General features: G+C 71.3%; 17 protein-coding genes. 11 read left to right on the top strand and 6 right to left on the bottom strand.

The window, feature by feature from the left end; genetic code table 11:
- Positions 1-109: 109 nt before the first annotated feature.
- Complete coding sequence (locus tag MKD51_RS06415; protein ID WP_240239458.1) at positions 110-517, bottom strand: VOC family protein; 408 nt, start codon at positions 515-517, stop codon at positions 110-112.
- A gap of 98 nt (positions 518-615) precedes the next feature.
- Between MKD51_RS06415 and MKD51_RS06410 the strand changes: the two genes are divergently transcribed.
- The 5 genes from MKD51_RS06410 (at position 616) to MKD51_RS06390 (ending at position 4,169) form a co-directional block, all read left to right on the top strand.
- Positions 616-1,257: a TetR/AcrR family transcriptional regulator gene (locus MKD51_RS06410; RefSeq protein ID WP_240239456.1), complete on the top strand. Its 642-nt coding sequence runs from the start codon at positions 616-618 to the stop codon at positions 1,255-1,257.
- Entirely contained in the window at positions 1,254-2,312 is a 1,059-nt protein-coding gene (locus MKD51_RS06405; RefSeq protein ID WP_240239454.1) for an FUSC family protein, read from the top strand. Before MKD51_RS06410 ends, MKD51_RS06405 begins: the two co-directional genes overlap by 4 nt.
- A 40-nt stretch (positions 2,313-2,352) precedes the next feature.
- Positions 2,353-2,973: a CDP-alcohol phosphatidyltransferase family protein gene (locus MKD51_RS06400; RefSeq protein WP_240239452.1), complete on the top strand. Its 621-nt coding sequence runs from the start codon at positions 2,353-2,355 to the stop codon at positions 2,971-2,973.
- Positions 2,970-3,428 carry a hypothetical protein gene (locus MKD51_RS06395; RefSeq protein ID WP_240239450.1) on the top strand — a complete coding sequence of 153 codons (459 nt, stop codon included), beginning with the start codon at positions 2,970-2,972 and terminating at the stop codon, positions 3,426-3,428. The genes MKD51_RS06400 and MKD51_RS06395 overlap by 4 nt, the downstream gene beginning before the upstream one ends.
- 66 nt (positions 3,429-3,494) lie before the next feature.
- The gene (locus tag MKD51_RS06390) at positions 3,495-4,169 is read left to right on the top strand and encodes a DsbA family oxidoreductase (protein ID WP_240239448.1); all 675 of its coding nucleotides are present in this window, start codon (positions 3,495-3,497) and stop codon (positions 4,167-4,169) included.
- Here MKD51_RS06390 and MKD51_RS06385 read toward each other — a convergent pair.
- The 3 genes from MKD51_RS06385 to MKD51_RS06375 all read right to left on the bottom strand — a co-directional run bounded on the left by MKD51_RS06385 (position 4,108) and on the right by MKD51_RS06375 (position 7,842).
- Positions 4,108-4,914 carry a class I SAM-dependent methyltransferase gene (locus MKD51_RS06385; RefSeq protein ID WP_240239446.1) on the bottom strand — a complete coding sequence of 269 codons (807 nt, stop codon included), beginning with the start codon at positions 4,912-4,914 and terminating at the stop codon, positions 4,108-4,110. The genes MKD51_RS06390 and MKD51_RS06385 overlap by 62 nt on opposite strands.
- A 20-nt stretch (positions 4,915-4,934) precedes the next feature.
- Entirely contained in the window at positions 4,935-7,067 is a 2,133-nt protein-coding gene (locus tag MKD51_RS06380) for a DEAD/DEAH box helicase (protein ID WP_240239444.1), read from the bottom strand.
- A 286-nt stretch (positions 7,068-7,353) separates the two neighbouring features.
- Entirely contained in the window at positions 7,354-7,842 is a 489-nt protein-coding gene (locus MKD51_RS06375; protein WP_240239442.1) for an SRPBCC family protein, read from the bottom strand.
- Between the two features lie 146 nt (positions 7,843-7,988).
- On the opposite strand from MKD51_RS06375, the gene MKD51_RS06370 reads away from it, so the two are divergent.
- Positions 7,989-8,411, top strand: coding sequence for an Hsp20/alpha crystallin family protein (locus MKD51_RS06370; protein WP_240239440.1), 423 nt, complete (start codon positions 7,989-7,991; stop codon positions 8,409-8,411).
- 7 nt (positions 8,412-8,418) lie between these two features.
- Complete coding sequence (locus MKD51_RS06365; protein ID WP_240239438.1) at positions 8,419-8,724, top strand: biopolymer transporter Tol; 306 nt, start codon at positions 8,419-8,421, stop codon at positions 8,722-8,724.
- Between the two features lie 48 nt (positions 8,725-8,772).
- On the opposite strand, the gene MKD51_RS06360 is transcribed toward MKD51_RS06365, so the two are convergent.
- On the bottom strand, positions 8,773-9,222 hold the full coding sequence (locus MKD51_RS06360) for a YdeI/OmpD-associated family protein (RefSeq protein WP_240239436.1): 450 nt from the start codon (positions 9,220-9,222) through the stop codon (positions 8,773-8,775).
- An 84-nt stretch (positions 9,223-9,306) separates the two neighbouring features.
- Here MKD51_RS06360 and thpR point away from each other — a divergent pair, with 84 nt between their 5' ends.
- Both thpR and MKD51_RS06350 read left to right on the top strand, forming a co-directional pair.
- A complete protein-coding gene (gene thpR / locus MKD51_RS06355; RefSeq protein WP_240239434.1) occupies positions 9,307-9,858 on the top strand; it encodes an RNA 2',3'-cyclic phosphodiesterase in 552 nt (183 codons plus the stop codon).
- A 47-nt stretch (positions 9,859-9,905) separates the two neighbouring features.
- Positions 9,906-10,694, top strand: a complete 789-nt coding sequence (locus MKD51_RS06350) for a TIGR02206 family membrane protein (RefSeq protein ID WP_240239432.1) — start codon at positions 9,906-9,908, stop codon at positions 10,692-10,694.
- Positions 10,695-10,720: 26 nt separating this feature from the next.
- Here the strand turns inward: MKD51_RS06350 and MKD51_RS06345 are convergent, their stop codons facing one another.
- Positions 10,721-11,959: a saccharopine dehydrogenase C-terminal domain-containing protein gene (locus tag MKD51_RS06345; protein WP_240239430.1), complete on the bottom strand. Its 1,239-nt coding sequence runs from the start codon at positions 11,957-11,959 to the stop codon at positions 10,721-10,723.
- A 181-nt stretch (positions 11,960-12,140) separates the two neighbouring features.
- On the opposite strand from MKD51_RS06345, the gene MKD51_RS06340 reads away from it, so the two are divergent.
- A complete protein-coding gene (locus MKD51_RS06340) occupies positions 12,141-13,655 on the top strand; it encodes an APC family permease (protein WP_240239428.1) in 1,515 nt (504 codons plus the stop codon).
- On the top strand, positions 13,652-14,068 hold the full coding sequence (locus MKD51_RS06335) for a universal stress protein (RefSeq protein ID WP_240239426.1): 417 nt from the start codon (positions 13,652-13,654) through the stop codon (positions 14,066-14,068). Before MKD51_RS06340 ends, MKD51_RS06335 begins: the two co-directional genes overlap by 4 nt.
- Position 14,069: the final 1 nt, after the last annotated feature.

Raw genomic sequence — 14,069 nt, 5'->3', positions numbered from 1 at the left:
GGCCGCTCGTTCTGCGTTTCGGTCTGCATGATGCTCCGAGAAGGCGACGCGAACCCAGCGGGAGTGCTCCCGCTGGGTTCGCGTCGGTGCGTGAAGGTGGAGGCGCAGGTCAGCCCTGCGGTGCCTCCATGAAGAAGAAGTCGATGATGTGGCCGTCTGGATCGGTGAGCTGCCCGCCGTACATGCCCCACTCGTTCGCCTCGACCGGCTTGGAGAGGGTACCGCCTGCTGACGCGCCCGCAGAGGCGAACGCATCGACCTCCTCATTGCTTCCCAAGAGCACGGCGAGCAGATTCTCGAGCGTGCCCTGCGGGGCGCGCTGCTGGTCGCCGGTGAGGAACTCGTCGAACTTGGCATGCTCCAGCAGCATGATCGCTGCCTGGTCGTTCACGACCACGCAGCTCGTCGTCTCGTCGCTGAAGACGGGGTTCTTCGCGAAGCCCAGCGCCTCGTAGAAGGCCGTCGCCCTGGCGATGTCGGCGACCGCGTAGTTGGGGAAGATCATCTGCACTGCCATGACTGCTCCTCGTGCGTCCGTGCTGCCCTCGCGCGGGTGCGCGCGTGCGTGTGAACGGCGTTCACATTAGCGCACGAGCGAGCGTAGGCTCAAGGGCGATGGCGAGATCGGGCTACTTCCACGGCGATCTGCGTCGGGCGCTGCTCGACGCAGGGCTCGACGCTGCGCGCGCGGCGGGGCCGGAGGCTGTCAGCGTGCGCGAGCTCGCCAGGATGGTCGGCGTCGCACCCTCCGCGGTCTACCGGCACTTCGAGAGCCACGAGCGGCTCGTCTCCGAGCTGGCGCTGCGCGCGCAGGCGATGGTGGCGGATGCGATGGAGGCCGAGGTCGCGCTCGTGACGGATGTCGTCGGCCGCGCCTGGGCGGATGGCGTGCTCGCGGCCGTCGGCACCGGGTACATCCGCTTCGCGTGGCGCGAGCCCGGCCTGTTCCGGATCGCGTTCCGCACCCACGGCGACCTCGATGCCGCGCACGACGAACGAGGTCGCGGCAGCTGCGGTCGCACACCCTACGAGCAGCTCGAGCGAGCCCTCGACGCCCTCGTCGAGGTCGGCGAGCTCGCCGAGCAGGAGCGCGCCGGCGCCGAGGCGCTCGCCTGGTCGTCGGTGCACGGCTTCGCGCTGCTCACCGTCGAGGGGCCGCTGCGCTCGCTCGACGAGCAGACGCGCGAGCAGCTCGTGCTCCGCATCGTCGAGATGGTGCGTCAGGGTCTCGCGCAGCGCGCCGGGCCGGGCGCGTGAGCGCTGTGCGGCGCTCGCACCACGGCACGTTCCTGCGCGAGAGCCTGCTCGCCTTCGGGCCGCACGCCGGGGCGCACCGGGTCGCGATCCGGGCCTCCGTCTCGACGCTCGTGCCGCTCGCGGTGCTGCTGCTGATCGGCCGGCCGGAGTGGGCCCCCTGGGCGGCATTCGGCGCGTTCGCCGCGCTCTACGGGCGCAATCGCGTGCACCTGTCGCGGCTGACGATGCAGCTCACTGCGGCTGGGGTGCTCGTGACGATGGTCGGCCTCGGCTCGCTCGTCGCGATGCTGCCCTCCCCCGCCTGGCTGATGATCGCCGCGGGTGCGGTGCTGGCCGGACTCGTCTCCGTCGTCTCCGACGCCGAGGACTGGCACCCGCCAGGCCCGCTGTTCGCGCTCTTCGCCTTCTCCGGCTCCGCGTCACTGCCGGGCGGCACGCTCGCCGACGCGGGCCTCGCGACCCTCGTCGCCGCCGCATCCGCCGCCTTCGCCGTGCTCGTCGGCTCGGCGGGCACTGCGCTGCGGCGTGCCCGCGGGCTGCCGACGCCGCCCGGCGAGCTGACGCGCGACTGGACGCTGCGGGCCGGCCGCCGGGTGCAGCTGCGCCGCGTGGCGCGCTACGCGATCGGGGTGCTGCTGGCCGGCACGATCGCGGTGCTGCTCGGCATCGGCCACCCCTACTGGGCGATGGTGTCTGCGCTCGTGCCCGTCTCGACCGCCACGCTCGCAGCGGGCGTCGTGCGCGGCACGCACCGCATGCTCGGCACGACGCTCGGTGTGCTCGTCGCCGCCGGGCTGCTGGCGCTCCAGCCGTCTGCGCTCTGGGTGGTGGTGCTCATCGTCGCCTTCACGTTCGGGGCCGAGCTGCTGGTCGGCCGCAACTACGGCATCGCCATGATCTGCATCACGCCGCTCGCACTGCTGGCGGTGCACCTGGCGTCGCCGACGCCCGCGGAGGTGCTGCTCGTCGACCGGCTCGTCGAGTCGATCGTCGGCGCGCTCGTGGGCATCATGGTGGGCTTCGCGACCAGGAGCTGGAACCGGCAGCGGGCATAGCGGCGCCGAGCCCGACGGACGGCTGTGCTATCAAGAAGGCATGCCCCTCCTCTCGGCTCGCGACCGCGATCCGGGCGACCCCTTCTTCACGCGCGTCGCCACGCTGCCGAACGTCATCACGCTCGCGCGGCTGCTGCTGCTCGTGCCGGTGTGCTGGCTGATCGTCGTGGGCGCGCCCGGCTCGTGGCTGCCGACGATCCTGCTGGCGCTGTGGGCGGCGACCGACTGGATCGACGGCGTGCTCGCCCGCGCCCTGCGCCAGGAGTCGCGCCTCGGCGAGGTGCTCGACCCGATCGCCGACCGCGTCGGCATCATCGGCGTGACCCTCGCGCTCGCGATCGGCGGTGCCGTCGACTGGTGGATCCTCGTCGTGATCGCCGCGGTCGATGTCGCAACGGTGGTGTTCGCCGGTCGCGAGGCACGCGACGGCAGCATCCACGTCTCCTGGGTGGGCAAGGTGCGCACGGCGCTGCTGCTGACGGCGATCGTGGTGCTGCTGCTGGGGCACACGGTGCTCAGCTGGGCGACGCCTGTAGGGCTCACGCTCATGCTGCTGGGCATCGGCCTGCACGTGATCGCCGGAGTCGACTACATCCTGCAGGCGCGTCGCCAGCGACGGGTGCAGACTGGATCCGGTTCGCACGCAGAGGAGGCACGATGAGCGACTGGCTGGAGGATCGAGAGCGGATGGCCGCACTGGTCGAGGACGTCATGGCCGGCTGGCATGACTCCGTCGAGCGCATCGCGGGCGACGATGGAGACGACGACACGATCGTCGCGCGCGACGACGACAAGGTCGCGGCGATCCTGCTGCTCGATGAGGAGAACGTCGAGGCGATGGTCGACGCGGAGGCCGAGGGCGCGCTCGCGCAGTGGCTGCGGGACGAGCTGGCCGAGGACGCCGACCGCGACGACGACGACACCGACGAGGGCCCCGACGACGACCTCGAGGCGGCCGCCGACGCCTGGTTGGGCGCCGACGGCGACGTGGCAGCGGTCGATGTCGAGACCGCCGCGTCCGCCGATGCGGCATCCATCGACGTCGACGATGATGACGACCTCGACGACTGGGACGACCCAGAGGCCGACGCGCTCATCGACGAGCTGCCTGCCTGAGCCACACCCGCTGAACGCCATCCGCGGATCCGGAATCAGCCGGGGCGATGCCGCGTTGCCCCCAGCATGCAGATCGATATCTGGTCAGACATGGCGTGCCCGTGGTGCTTCATCGGCAAGCGCCGGTTCGAGCGGGCGCTGGGCGCCTGGGAGCACAAGGACGACGTCGAGGTGACGTGGCACTCCTTCCAGCTCGACCCGACGCTGCCGGAGCACTACGACGGCACGGAGGTCGAGTACCTCGCGAGCCGCAAGGGCATGCCGGCGGAGCAGGTGCGGCAGATGTTCGAGCACGTCTCGACGCAGGCGGCCGGCGAGGGCCTGCACTACGACTTCGACCGGCTCGTGGTCGCGAACAGCCTGCGCGCGCACCAGCTGCTGCACCTCGCGAAGGCCAAGCGCGCCGACGCGCCCGGGGCCGCTGACGCGGTGAAGGAGGGCCTGCTCTCTGCCCACTTCGAGCAGGGCGTCGACATCGGCAGCGCGGATGCGCTGGTCGCGATCGGCACAGCTGCTGGCCTCGACGAGCAGGAGATCCGCGAGGCGCTCTCGGACGAGCGCTACCTGCCATCGGTGCGCGCCGACATCGACCAGGCGCAGCAGCTGGGCGTGAACGGCGTGCCCTTCTTCGTGTTCGACATGCAGCTCGGGCTCTCCGGCGCCCAGCCGGCGGAGGTCTTCACGCAGGCGCTGGAGCAGGCCCGCGCCCTCTCCCTCGAGAACGCGTCGCCCCAGCCGTAGCTGAAGGCCGACGCGCGAGGTAGACCCACTCGCGACCGGGGCGATCGGGCGCGTCGCGCACGTCGAGCACCTCGAAGCCGGCGGCCACGAGCGAGCGCTCGATCGCCTCGCGCGTGCGGAATCGCAGCGTCGACACCGAGTCGATGCGATGGCCGTCGCGGTGGAACACGGTCGGCGAGACGAACGTGACGATCGGTCCGCCGGGCGCCGCCGTGTCGACCTCCGTCACCTCAACCCAGTCCTCGACCGGCCCCTCGTGCGGCACGTCGACGATCTGACGCGTGCGCTCCGGCGTCCAGTCGAGCCACGCCTGTCGCTCGGGCCTGCGCGCCTCGAACACCAGCGTGCCGCCCGGTCGCAGTCGATCGTGGGCCGCGACGAGCACCGCGTGCCAATCGGCGTCACCGAGGAACACCTGGGCGACGTTCGCCGTCATGGTCGCGACGTCCGCAGCCATCGTCGACAGCCCATCCGCCGTGCCCACGTGCCACTGCACGCGCTCGGCACCGGGCTTGCCGCGGGCGACGTCGACGGATGCGCGCGCCGGGTCGACGCCGACGACGCTGAGACCGCGCGCGGCGAGCATCAGCGCGAAGGTGCCCGTGCCACAGCCGATGTCGAGCACCGATCGCGCGCCGAGCTCGTCGTCGACCAGGGTCGCGTAGACCTCGAGGTCGCTGCGATCGGGGTCGAGCGGGTCATAGACGGCGGCCAGGCGCGGATCCTCGAAGATCGCGTCGGCCACCGTCTGCTCCCCGCTGTCCGCTAGGCCTGGTCGCGCGCCGCGACCGCGTCGTGCAGCATGCCGGTGACCGCCTCGAGCCGCAGGTCGCCGCTCGTGGGCTGGTCGCCCGCCGTGCCGTCGATCGCGCGGCCGACGAGGCTGGCCTTCGTGTCGAGCAGCTCGGCGATGCGGGTGTCGATCGTCTGCGCGGCGAGGATGCGCCACACGGTGACCGGCATGTTCTGGCCGATGCGGTGGATGCGGTCGATCGCCTGCGTCTGCTCGGCGTCGGTCCACGAGAGCTCGGCGAGCACCATGTCTGCGGCAGCCTGCAGGTTGACGCCGACGCCGGCGGCCATGAGCGAGCAGACGATGACCTGCACCGAGGCGTCGTTCGTGAACGAGTCGATCGCCTTCTGGCGCTGCGTCGGCGTCTGGTCGCCGCGGATCGAGACGGTCTTGATGCCGGCCTTCGCTAGCGTGGCCTCTGCCGTGTCGAGGACGTCGATGTGCTTGGCGAAGAAGACGACCTTGCCGACCGAGTGAGCGAGCTGCGCCGCGTAGTCGGCGGCGAGATCGGCCTTGGCGCGGCCGATGCGGCGGGCGAGCGCGAACACGTTCTCGCCGGTGCCGCCCTCCTGCGTCTCGACCTCGCTGCGGGCGATACGGCGGATGAGGTCGTCGTCGATGGTGCCGTCGTCATCTGCCGCGCGCTGCAGCATGGCGGCGTCGTAGCGGCGCAGCATGCGGTCGACGAGCTCGCGCTCCGCGGCGCGGATGGAGCGCACCGCCGACTCGTCGAGCTCGACGGGGATGTCGGCGATGCGGCGGGCGGGGATGTCGCTCGCGACGTCGATCTTGCGGCGGCGCACGATGCCCATGTCGATGACGGCCTGGCGGGCAGCGGGGTAGAAGCTGCGGTCCATGGGCGTGAGCCCGACCTCTTCGAGGTCTTCGGTGAGCTCGGCGTTCGGCTCCTTGTGGTCGATCCAGCCGAGGAACCGCCAGATGGCGCTGAAGTCTTCGATGTCGTTGATGAGCGGCGTGCCCGTCAGCGCCATCAGGAGCGGGTTGCCGATGCGCTCCCGCAGCGCCGCAGCGATCTGCAGCACGTGGCGCGACCGCTTCGAGCGCGTGTTCTTGATGAAGTGGGCCTCGTCGACGACCATGCCGCGGAAGCCGAAGCGCTCGAGCCAGCTCATGTGGCGGTCGAGCACCTCGTAGTTGACGATCACGACGTCGGCGAAGGCGTCGAGCGCGTCACCGTCGCCCTGCAGCACCGCGGCGCGGCGGCCCGGCACCCAGCGCTCGGTCTCGCGCGCCCAGTTGATCTTGACGACGCTGGGGGCGACGACGAGCAGCGGGAAGGCGTTCGCGGCCTGCGCCGCGAGCAGCGCCTGGGCGGTCTTGCCGAGGCCGGGCTCGTCAGCGAGCAGGAACGTGCGGTGGCCGTCCCTGGCCGACTGCACGAGCTGCGCCTGGTGGTGCATGAGCTCCTCGCCGCCGGGGGCGACGCGCTGCTTGGGCTCTGGCAGCGGCATGCACGCGGGCTTGCCGTCTGCCGCGACCTCGAACGAGAGGTAGAGCGGCGAGAGCAGGTCGAAGCCGGCGAGTCGGTCACGCTCGGGCTTGCGGCGGATGTGCGAGAGATCAGGCTCGAGGAACGGGTTGGCGAGCTGCACGCGGTGCACCGACGGCGGCACCACCTGCGGCGCCTGCGGCTCGCTCGACTCGGGCTCGGCGGCGGCCTCCTGCTCGGGCTCCGGCTCCAGTCCGGCAGCGAGCAGCATCTCGCGCTTGCGCTCCTTCACCGCATCGGTGATCGGGGCGCCATCGCCCAGCAGCGGCAGCAGCGTGGGCTCGCGGCTCGCTGCCTTCGCGAGGATGACGGCGATGCCGTCGAGCCGCTTGAGGTCTTCGGCGCGCTGCGCGTCGGTGAGGGCGGCGTCGGCGCGGACGCGAGCGCGCTCCTCGCGGGCGAGCATGGCGACGACCTGCAGCTTCACGCGGGTCGAGCGCGAGGCGGCGCCTCGCTTGACTCCCGCCTCGACCTGCCGGACGGCACGTGCGAGCTGCGGGATGAGTGCGTCGCGGTCACGCGACGTCGTCTCGGGGGATGTGTCCGACGGGTTGGTGTCCGTCTGGCGCGCATCGATGGTTGCGGCGTCTGCCACATGTCCTCCGTTCGAGGCGGGACCGAAGGAGAGGCCCCGGCGTTCGTGCTGCGGCGAGCGCCTCATGCAAAGCGGCGGATCGTCGAGCCGGCGGCGGCGGCTGCGGTGTGCGGGATGCCGCGATGCGGCACCGGCGGTGACCGGCGAGCTGACGCCTGTGCCCATGCTACCCCTCAGCGAGCCCAGGCGCTCGCCGGGCCACAGCATCCCAGCAAAGATGTGGGGATCTGCCTGTCAGCCGCGCGCGAGGCAGCCGATGGCCACATCTCTGTCGCGGGGCGAGCGCTCAGCCCTGGAGCAGCTCGGCGAGGCGGTCGATCGAGGCGAGCAGGTTCTCGGCCTGCGTGCTGCGGGCGCGCGCGAGCCGCTTCTCGTCGTGCAGCTCGCTCCAGTCGTAGGTGTGGGTCACGCGGGTGCCCGCACCCTCGGGCTCGAGCTCCCATCGCCACAGCTGCCCGATGGGAGGCGTGCCCTGCTCGGCTGGCTTCCAGGCGATGCGGCGCCCTTCCTCGAACTCCACCACGTGGTTCTCACGCACCGCACCCTTGTTGAGAGTCATCGAGAACACGTCGCCCACCGCGCGCACGCGCTGTCCCTCCGGTGCCTCGCCGAGGTTGTCGTTGCCGTCCCACGCCGGCTGCCGCGACGGATCGGCGATCTGCTCGAAGATGACGTCGGCAGGGGCCGCGATGACGCGGCTCGCCTGCACGACGCGGATCTCGGTGCTGTCGCTGCTCGTCCTGCCGCCCTGGCTGCTCTCGCTGGTGTCGCTCATGCCGCCATCGAAGCACGCGCGCGACCCGAACCGCCATCGGCACCGGTGATGGCGCATCCGCCCCGCCCTCCGTCGACCGCACGTTGCCCCGCCCTCCCGACCGGAGTAGACCTGGGGCAGGTGCACGCCTACGGAGGGAGCTCGTCATGACCGTCGACAGCGCACGGAAGCACCCGGTCTTCCCGCCCTTCACGGAATGGGTGGATGCGTTCGCGCTCATGGGCGGCTGGGACGGCAAGAGCCCGCTGCCCGGCATCCGCGTCGAGGAGGTCGTCGAAGATGACGCGTTCATCGTGCACGCCGAGCTGCCGGGGCTCGATCCGGCGCGCGACATCGACGTGATGATCGAGCACGGCGTGCTGCGGATCCATGCCGAGCGTCACCGCGATCAGCGCGAGCCGCAGCGCACCGAGTTCCGCTACGGCGCGCTCGCTCGCGACATCCGGCTGCCGCAGGGCGCACAGGACGACTCGATCACCGCCTCCTACGACGCCGGCATGCTCACGGTGCGCGTGCCGATCGAACCGCTGACGAAGCAGCTGCGGCACGTGCAGATCGAGCATCGCTGAGCGCGGCGTGCCTGAGGCGCAGCGCACTCCGGACGGCCGCTGGATCGCGGTCGGCGGTCGGCGCTGGCGCGCGGAGGATCCGACGCTCGAGCCCGAGACCGCGGCTCGGCTGCGCTCGCATCTCGGGCGGGCCAGGTCGGCCGTGCGGCGCGACGACGACGAGGTCGGCGTGCGCCGCGCGCGCGATCGCGTGCAGCTGGCGAAGGAGGGCCTCGGCGAGCGCGGCGACCCCTGGTGGGAGCTGACCGAATCGGCCCGCGCCGCCAGGGCCGACGACCGGCTCGCCCGTCTCGATCTGGCCGCGCCCCCGTGAGCAGGATCCGTCAGGGAGCGAGGCCCGCTCCCCCGACGGCGGGCAGGCTCAACCTGCAGCGCGCAGCTGCTCGAGCGCCTTCTCCAGCCGCCGCTGCCTCGTCTCCTCTGCCTTCGCCTCGGCGATCGCGCGCGCCATCTCCTTGCGCCTCGAGGGTGCGAGCGCTTCGAACGCCGCCTTCGCCCCGCTGTCGGTCGCGAGCGCTGCCTCGAGCTCCGGCGGCAGCTCCGTCAGCCGCTCCGCGGTGTCGAGCGCGATGTCCGCCTCGACCTCATCCCCGTACTCGATGCCGAGCTCTGCCCGCGCCGCCCTGCTGAGCCCGACCATGCTCCGGCCACCCATCTGCCCGATGCGCAGCCGCGCGGTGCGGTCGCCGATCGTGACGGTGACGGGCGCGTTCCTCGCGCCACCGAGCGACGACACCTGCGCTTCCGTGAGCGGGATCGACGCTGCCGGACCCTCCTGGATGATGGTGGTGCGGATGCGGACGACGCTCATGGGCGAGAGCCTACGGCGAGCGCGCGGTCCGGTCGATCCCCGGCCGAGCCCCCGCGCTGCGAGCGCAGCGCCTAGCGTTGCAGCATGGGACGACGGATGTTCGTGGCGGTCGTGCCGCCGGGCGACGTGCGGGAGGAGCTCGCCGAGTTCCTCGACCTGCGCGATGGGCTGCGCTGGACGCCCTCCGACCGCATGCACCTGACGCTCGCGTTCCTGGCCGACGTGCCGGAGCGCACCCTGGAACCGCTGGAGGAGCGGCTCGGGGCGGCCGTGGCTGCGCTCGAGCCGTTCGCCTGCTCGCTGGCGGGCGCCGGCGCCTTCCCGCACCCCGATCGACCAGCTGTGCTCTGGCTCGGCGTCGGCGAGGGTGGCGCCGGGCTCGAGCACGCTGCGCAGCGCGTGCGCGCCGCCGCCAACGCCGTCGGCGCCACCCCCGACGGCCAGCGCTTCCATCCGCACCTGACCCTGGCGCGACCGGCACGGGATCGCAGCGCCGTGCGCTGGCTGCGGATGCTCGACACCTACCGCTCGCGCACGTGGACGGTCGACGAGGTCGAGCTGATCGACTCGCAGCTGCTCGGCCGAGGACGACGGCCGCTGCATCAGACGACCGCGCTGCTGCATCTCGGGCGGTGAGCGGCAGCGCGACACCGCGATCCTCGGCGCCTGCATAGACTGCAGCTGTGCTGGCGACCGTCCCCTCGATCGGCCGCATGACGCCGTATGGCGCCGAGCACCTGCTGATGCTGGCGGTCGCGCTCGTGCTGCTCATCGCCCTGCCGCTGCTGGTGCGCCGCGTACGTGACATCCGGGCGCTCGAGGGCTGGCTGCAGCGCGCGGGCTGGGCGTTGCTCGCCATCACGGTGCTCTGGATGGCGTGGGGCATGCTGCCGTCGAACTTCTCCATCGAGGAGTCGCTGCCGTTCCACTTCTCGGATGCGCTGCGACTGGTCACGGCCATCGCGCTCATCACGCGGTCGGGGTGGGCCATCGTCGTCTCCTACTACTGGGGCCTCACGCTCAACCTCCAGTCGCTGCTCACGCCCGACCTCAACTACTTCCAGCTCGTGCCGCTCGAGTTCACGATGTACTGGCTGCTGCACATGGCCGCGCTGGTGGTGCCCGTGGTGCTCGTCTGGGGCCTGGGCTACCGGCCCACCTGGTTCGGCTACGGCACGGCCTTCGCGCTGACCGTCGCGTGGGGCGGCGTCGCGCTGGTCGCCAACGCGGTCACCGGCGCGAACTACGGCTACCTGAGCCGGGGGCCGGCGGGACCCTCGATCCTCGACGCGCTCGGGCCGTGGCCGGTCTACATCCTGTGGGAGGCGCTGCTCGTCGCCGTCGTGTGGGCCCTCATGACCCTGCCGTGGACGCTGCCCCGCGCGACCGCCGGTGCCCCGGTCGACGATCGACTCGGCCTCATCCGCCGCCGTTCGCCGCACGCGCTGGCGCGCCGCGACGTCCTCGGGTAGCCACGCGGCCCACGGCAGCCTGCACCCTACGCCGCGGGCTCCAGCTCCAGCTGGGCCCACGGGCTGCCGTACTCGCCGAGCAGGTCGAGGAACGGCTTCGGCGGCAGCGCCTCCGGTCCGAGCACCCCGGAGCCCGACCACACGCCCGTCGCGAGCAGCTCGAGGGCGATCACAGGGTTGATCGCCGTCTGCCACACGACGCACTGGTGCCCGTACTCCGCCATCGACCAGCCGTTGTCGACCACGTGATACAGGTAGGTCGAGCGCGGCCGGCCGTCGGTGCCGGTGCCACGTACCCAGACCCCGGCGCAGGTCTTGCCGGTCATGACCGGGCCGATCGTCGCCGGATCCGGCAGGCACGCTGCCACCACGTCGCGGGGTGAGACCTCGACGCCGCCGACCCGCACCTTCTCGGTGCTGTCGAGGCCGAGCGTGTGCAGCGTCTTGAGCACGCCGATGAAGTCGGCGCCGAGCCCGTACTTGAAGGTCACGCGCTCGCAGTCGAGCCAGCGCGGCATGAGCAGCACCTCCTCGTGCTCGACGTTGACGCACTCGACCGGTCCGATGCCCTCGGGGAAGTCGAACACCTCCGGCTCGCTGAACGGCTCGGTGGTGAACCAGCCGCCGTCGACCGTGCTGCGCGAGCGCTCCCAGATCACCGGCGGGTTGAGGCACTCCTCGATGGTGGTCCAGATCGAGAACGAGGGAGCGAAGATCTCGTTGCCGTCGTCGTCGTGCACCGCGAGGTTGGCGCCGTCGCGCGTTCCGAGCTCGGTGATGCTGCTGAAGAGCTCATCGGCGGCGTAGCGCGCGAGCACGTTCGAGAGTCCGGGCTCCACGCCGATGCCGACGAGCGCCAGTCGCCCTGCCGCCTCCCACTGCTCGGCCTGCGCGAACTGCTCGTCGCCGAGCTTGCGGCCCACCTTGCTGAACGGCTGCTCCGGGTGCCGCTGCGACAGGCTCATCGCCATGTCGAGGTAGTCGGCCCCTGCCGCGAGCGCGCCCTCGAAGATCGGCATGACGAAGCGCGGATCGACCGCGTTCATGACATGCGTGATGCCGTGCTCGCGACAGAGCGCAGCCACGGATGCGGGGTCGGATGCGTCCACCTGCGCTGCAGAGAAGCGGTCGTCGACCGCTGCGGCCCGCTGGGCACGCGCCTCGTCGTAGTCGGCGATCACGATGCGCTCGTAGAAGTGGCGCCGCGCCGCGATCGCGGCGAACGCGCCTCCGACGCCTCCGGCGCCCACCAGCAGGATCCGCATGTCGCTCCTCTCGAGCCGGCGTCGGCCCCGCGCGATGCGCGACGCTCCCGACGCTGGGTTCAGCGCGACTCTAGTGGAATCACGACGGAATCAGTAGTGTCAGCGGGCAAGGAGGACGGATGCGGCACCTCAGCATCGAGGAACGCACGGGATCCGCCGAACTGCGCACAGAGGAGCAGTCGTGACCGACCCCAGCACCACACCCGTGAAGGACGACCGACCACAGCTGAAGCCGAACGCCATCGGCTTCTTCGATGCGCTCGTCATCGGGCTCGCCTCCACCTCCCCCGCCTACACGATCGCCGCGATCATCGGCGGGCTCGTGCTCTACACCGGCGTCCACGCCCCCGGCATCATGCTGGCGAGCTTCGTGCCGATGCTGCTCATCGCATCCGCCTTCTACTACCTCAACACGGTCGACCAGGACTGCGGCACCACGTTCTCGTGGGTCACGCGAGCGATGGGGCCCTGGTTCGGCTGGATCGGCGGCTGGGCGATCACCATGACGGGCGTGCTGATCGTCGGCTCACTCGCCGAGGTCGGCGTGCGCTACTCGCTGCTCACCTTCGGGCTCGAGGACCTCGCATACGACCCCGTGCTCATCCGCGTCCTCACCGTCGTGCTCATCATCGTCATGACGGCCATCTGCGTGTGGGGCACCGAGATCTCAGCACGGCTGCAGAACGTGCTCATCGTCTTCCAGGTGATCTCGCTGCTCGTCTTCGCCGTCGTCGCGCTGTGGCAGGTCTTCACGAACACCTCCGCCTTCGACTCGATCACGCCGACGTGGGAGTGGCTGAACCCCTTCGGCGGCGGCTGGACCGGCGTGACGGCCGGCCTGCTGCTGGGCGTGTTCGCCTACTGGGGCTGGGAATCGGCGGTCAACCTCACCGAAGAGACGACGAACTCGTCGCAGGCGCCCGGCAAGGCGGCCATCTGGTCGACGATCGTGCTCGTCATCACCTACCTGTCGGTGACGATCGCCGTGGTGGCGCTCGCCGGCGATGCCTTCCTGGCCGAGACTGCTGACGAGGAGGATGCGATCTTCCAGGTGCTCGCGGCCGACACCATGGGCCCGTGGGCGTGGGTCGTGATGCTCTCGGTCGCGACCTCGGCGATCGCCTCGACGCAGACCACGATCATCCCCGCATCCCGCACCGGCCTCAGCATGGCGCGGCGCGGCGCGCTGCCTGCGATGTTCGGCCGCATCCACCCGCGCTTCCGCACGCCGGACGTCTCCACGTGGTGGGTCGCGGGCATCGCCATCGCCTACTACCTCGTCGTCGGCATCGTCAGCGAGACGGCGCTGTGGGACACGCTGACGGCGCTGGGCCTCCTGATCGCCTTCTACTACGCGCTCACCGGCATCGCGTGCGCGATCTACTTCCGCAAGCGGCTCACCACCAGCGTGAAGAGCTTCCTGCTCATCGGCGTCGGCCCCGTGCTCGGCTCGCTCATGCTCATCTGGCTGCTCGTCGCGGCGGTCGTCGACTACGGCAATCCCGAGAACTCGTACAGCGAGACCGCATGGTTCGGCCTGGGGCCGCCGCTGGTGATCGGCATCGGCATCCTGCTCACCGGCATCGTGCTGATGATCATCTGGTACTTCCGAGACCGACGATTCTGGGACGAGCGGCCGAGCACCGCCCCGATCGAGACGGTCGCGGCGGCGGCGAGCGAAGGAGCGCAGCAGTGAGCGTCGTCCTCGGCTACGACGAGTCGCCCGGCGCGAAGCAGGCGCTGACGACCGCGATCGACGTGGCGCGTCGCTACGGCGAGCAGCTCGTCATCGTCTGCGGCACGGCACCACCCGGCAGCCTGGGCGAGGAGTCGCGCAGCCACGAGGCGGCGCTGCAGCAGCTCGGCGGCGCCGCGGTCGCGCACGCGGTCGCCGAGGCGCAGGCCGCCGGCGTCGATGCCATCACGGCACTCGTCTCCGCGCGCCCGGTGGAGGCGCTGCTCGAGCAGGCAGAGGTGCACGACGCCACGGTCATCGTGGTCGGCACCTGGGGCGAGAGCCCGGTGCGCGGCGCGATCCTGGGCTCGACGCCCCACAAGCTGCTGCACCTGAGCAGACGGCCGGTGCTCTGCGTGCCGGCCGCCGACTGAA

The organism is Agrococcus sp. ARC_14 (assembly GCF_022436485.1).
GTDB lineage: Bacteria > Actinomycetota > Actinomycetes > Actinomycetales > Microbacteriaceae > Agrococcus.
The sequence above is the reverse complement of the archived record's forward strand: the minus strand, read 5'-3'. Positions and strand labels throughout refer to the sequence as shown.

Bases quoted from the DNA above. Each gene is read 5' to 3' on its own strand.
- MKD51_RS06415 (WP_240239458.1), bottom strand. From the start codon at position 517: ATGGCAGTGCAGATGATCTTCCCCAACTACGCGGTCGCCGACATCGCC.
- MKD51_RS06410 (WP_240239456.1), top strand. From the start codon at position 616: ATGGCGAGATCGGGCTACTTCCACGGCGATCTGCGTCGGGCGCTGCTC.
- MKD51_RS06390 (WP_240239448.1), top strand. From the start codon at position 3,495: ATGCAGATCGATATCTGGTCAGACATGGCGTGCCCGTGGTGCTTCATC.
- MKD51_RS06400 (WP_240239452.1), top strand. From the start codon at position 2,353: ATGCCCCTCCTCTCGGCTCGCGACCGCGATCCGGGCGACCCCTTCTTC.
- MKD51_RS06395 (WP_240239450.1), top strand. From the start codon at position 2,970: ATGAGCGACTGGCTGGAGGATCGAGAGCGGATGGCCGCACTGGTCGAG.
- thpR (WP_240239434.1), top strand. From the start codon at position 9,307: ATGGGACGACGGATGTTCGTGGCGGTCGTGCCGCCGGGCGACGTGCGG.
- MKD51_RS06375 (WP_240239442.1), bottom strand. From the start codon at position 7,842: ATGAGCGACACCAGCGAGAGCAGCCAGGGCGGCAGGACGAGCAGCGAC.
- MKD51_RS06370 (WP_240239440.1), top strand. From the start codon at position 7,989: ATGACCGTCGACAGCGCACGGAAGCACCCGGTCTTCCCGCCCTTCACG.
- MKD51_RS06360 (WP_240239436.1), bottom strand. From the start codon at position 9,222: ATGAGCGTCGTCCGCATCCGCACCACCATCATCCAGGAGGGTCCGGCA.
- MKD51_RS06345 (WP_240239430.1), bottom strand. From the start codon at position 11,959: ATGCGGATCCTGCTGGTGGGCGCCGGAGGCGTCGGAGGCGCGTTCGCC.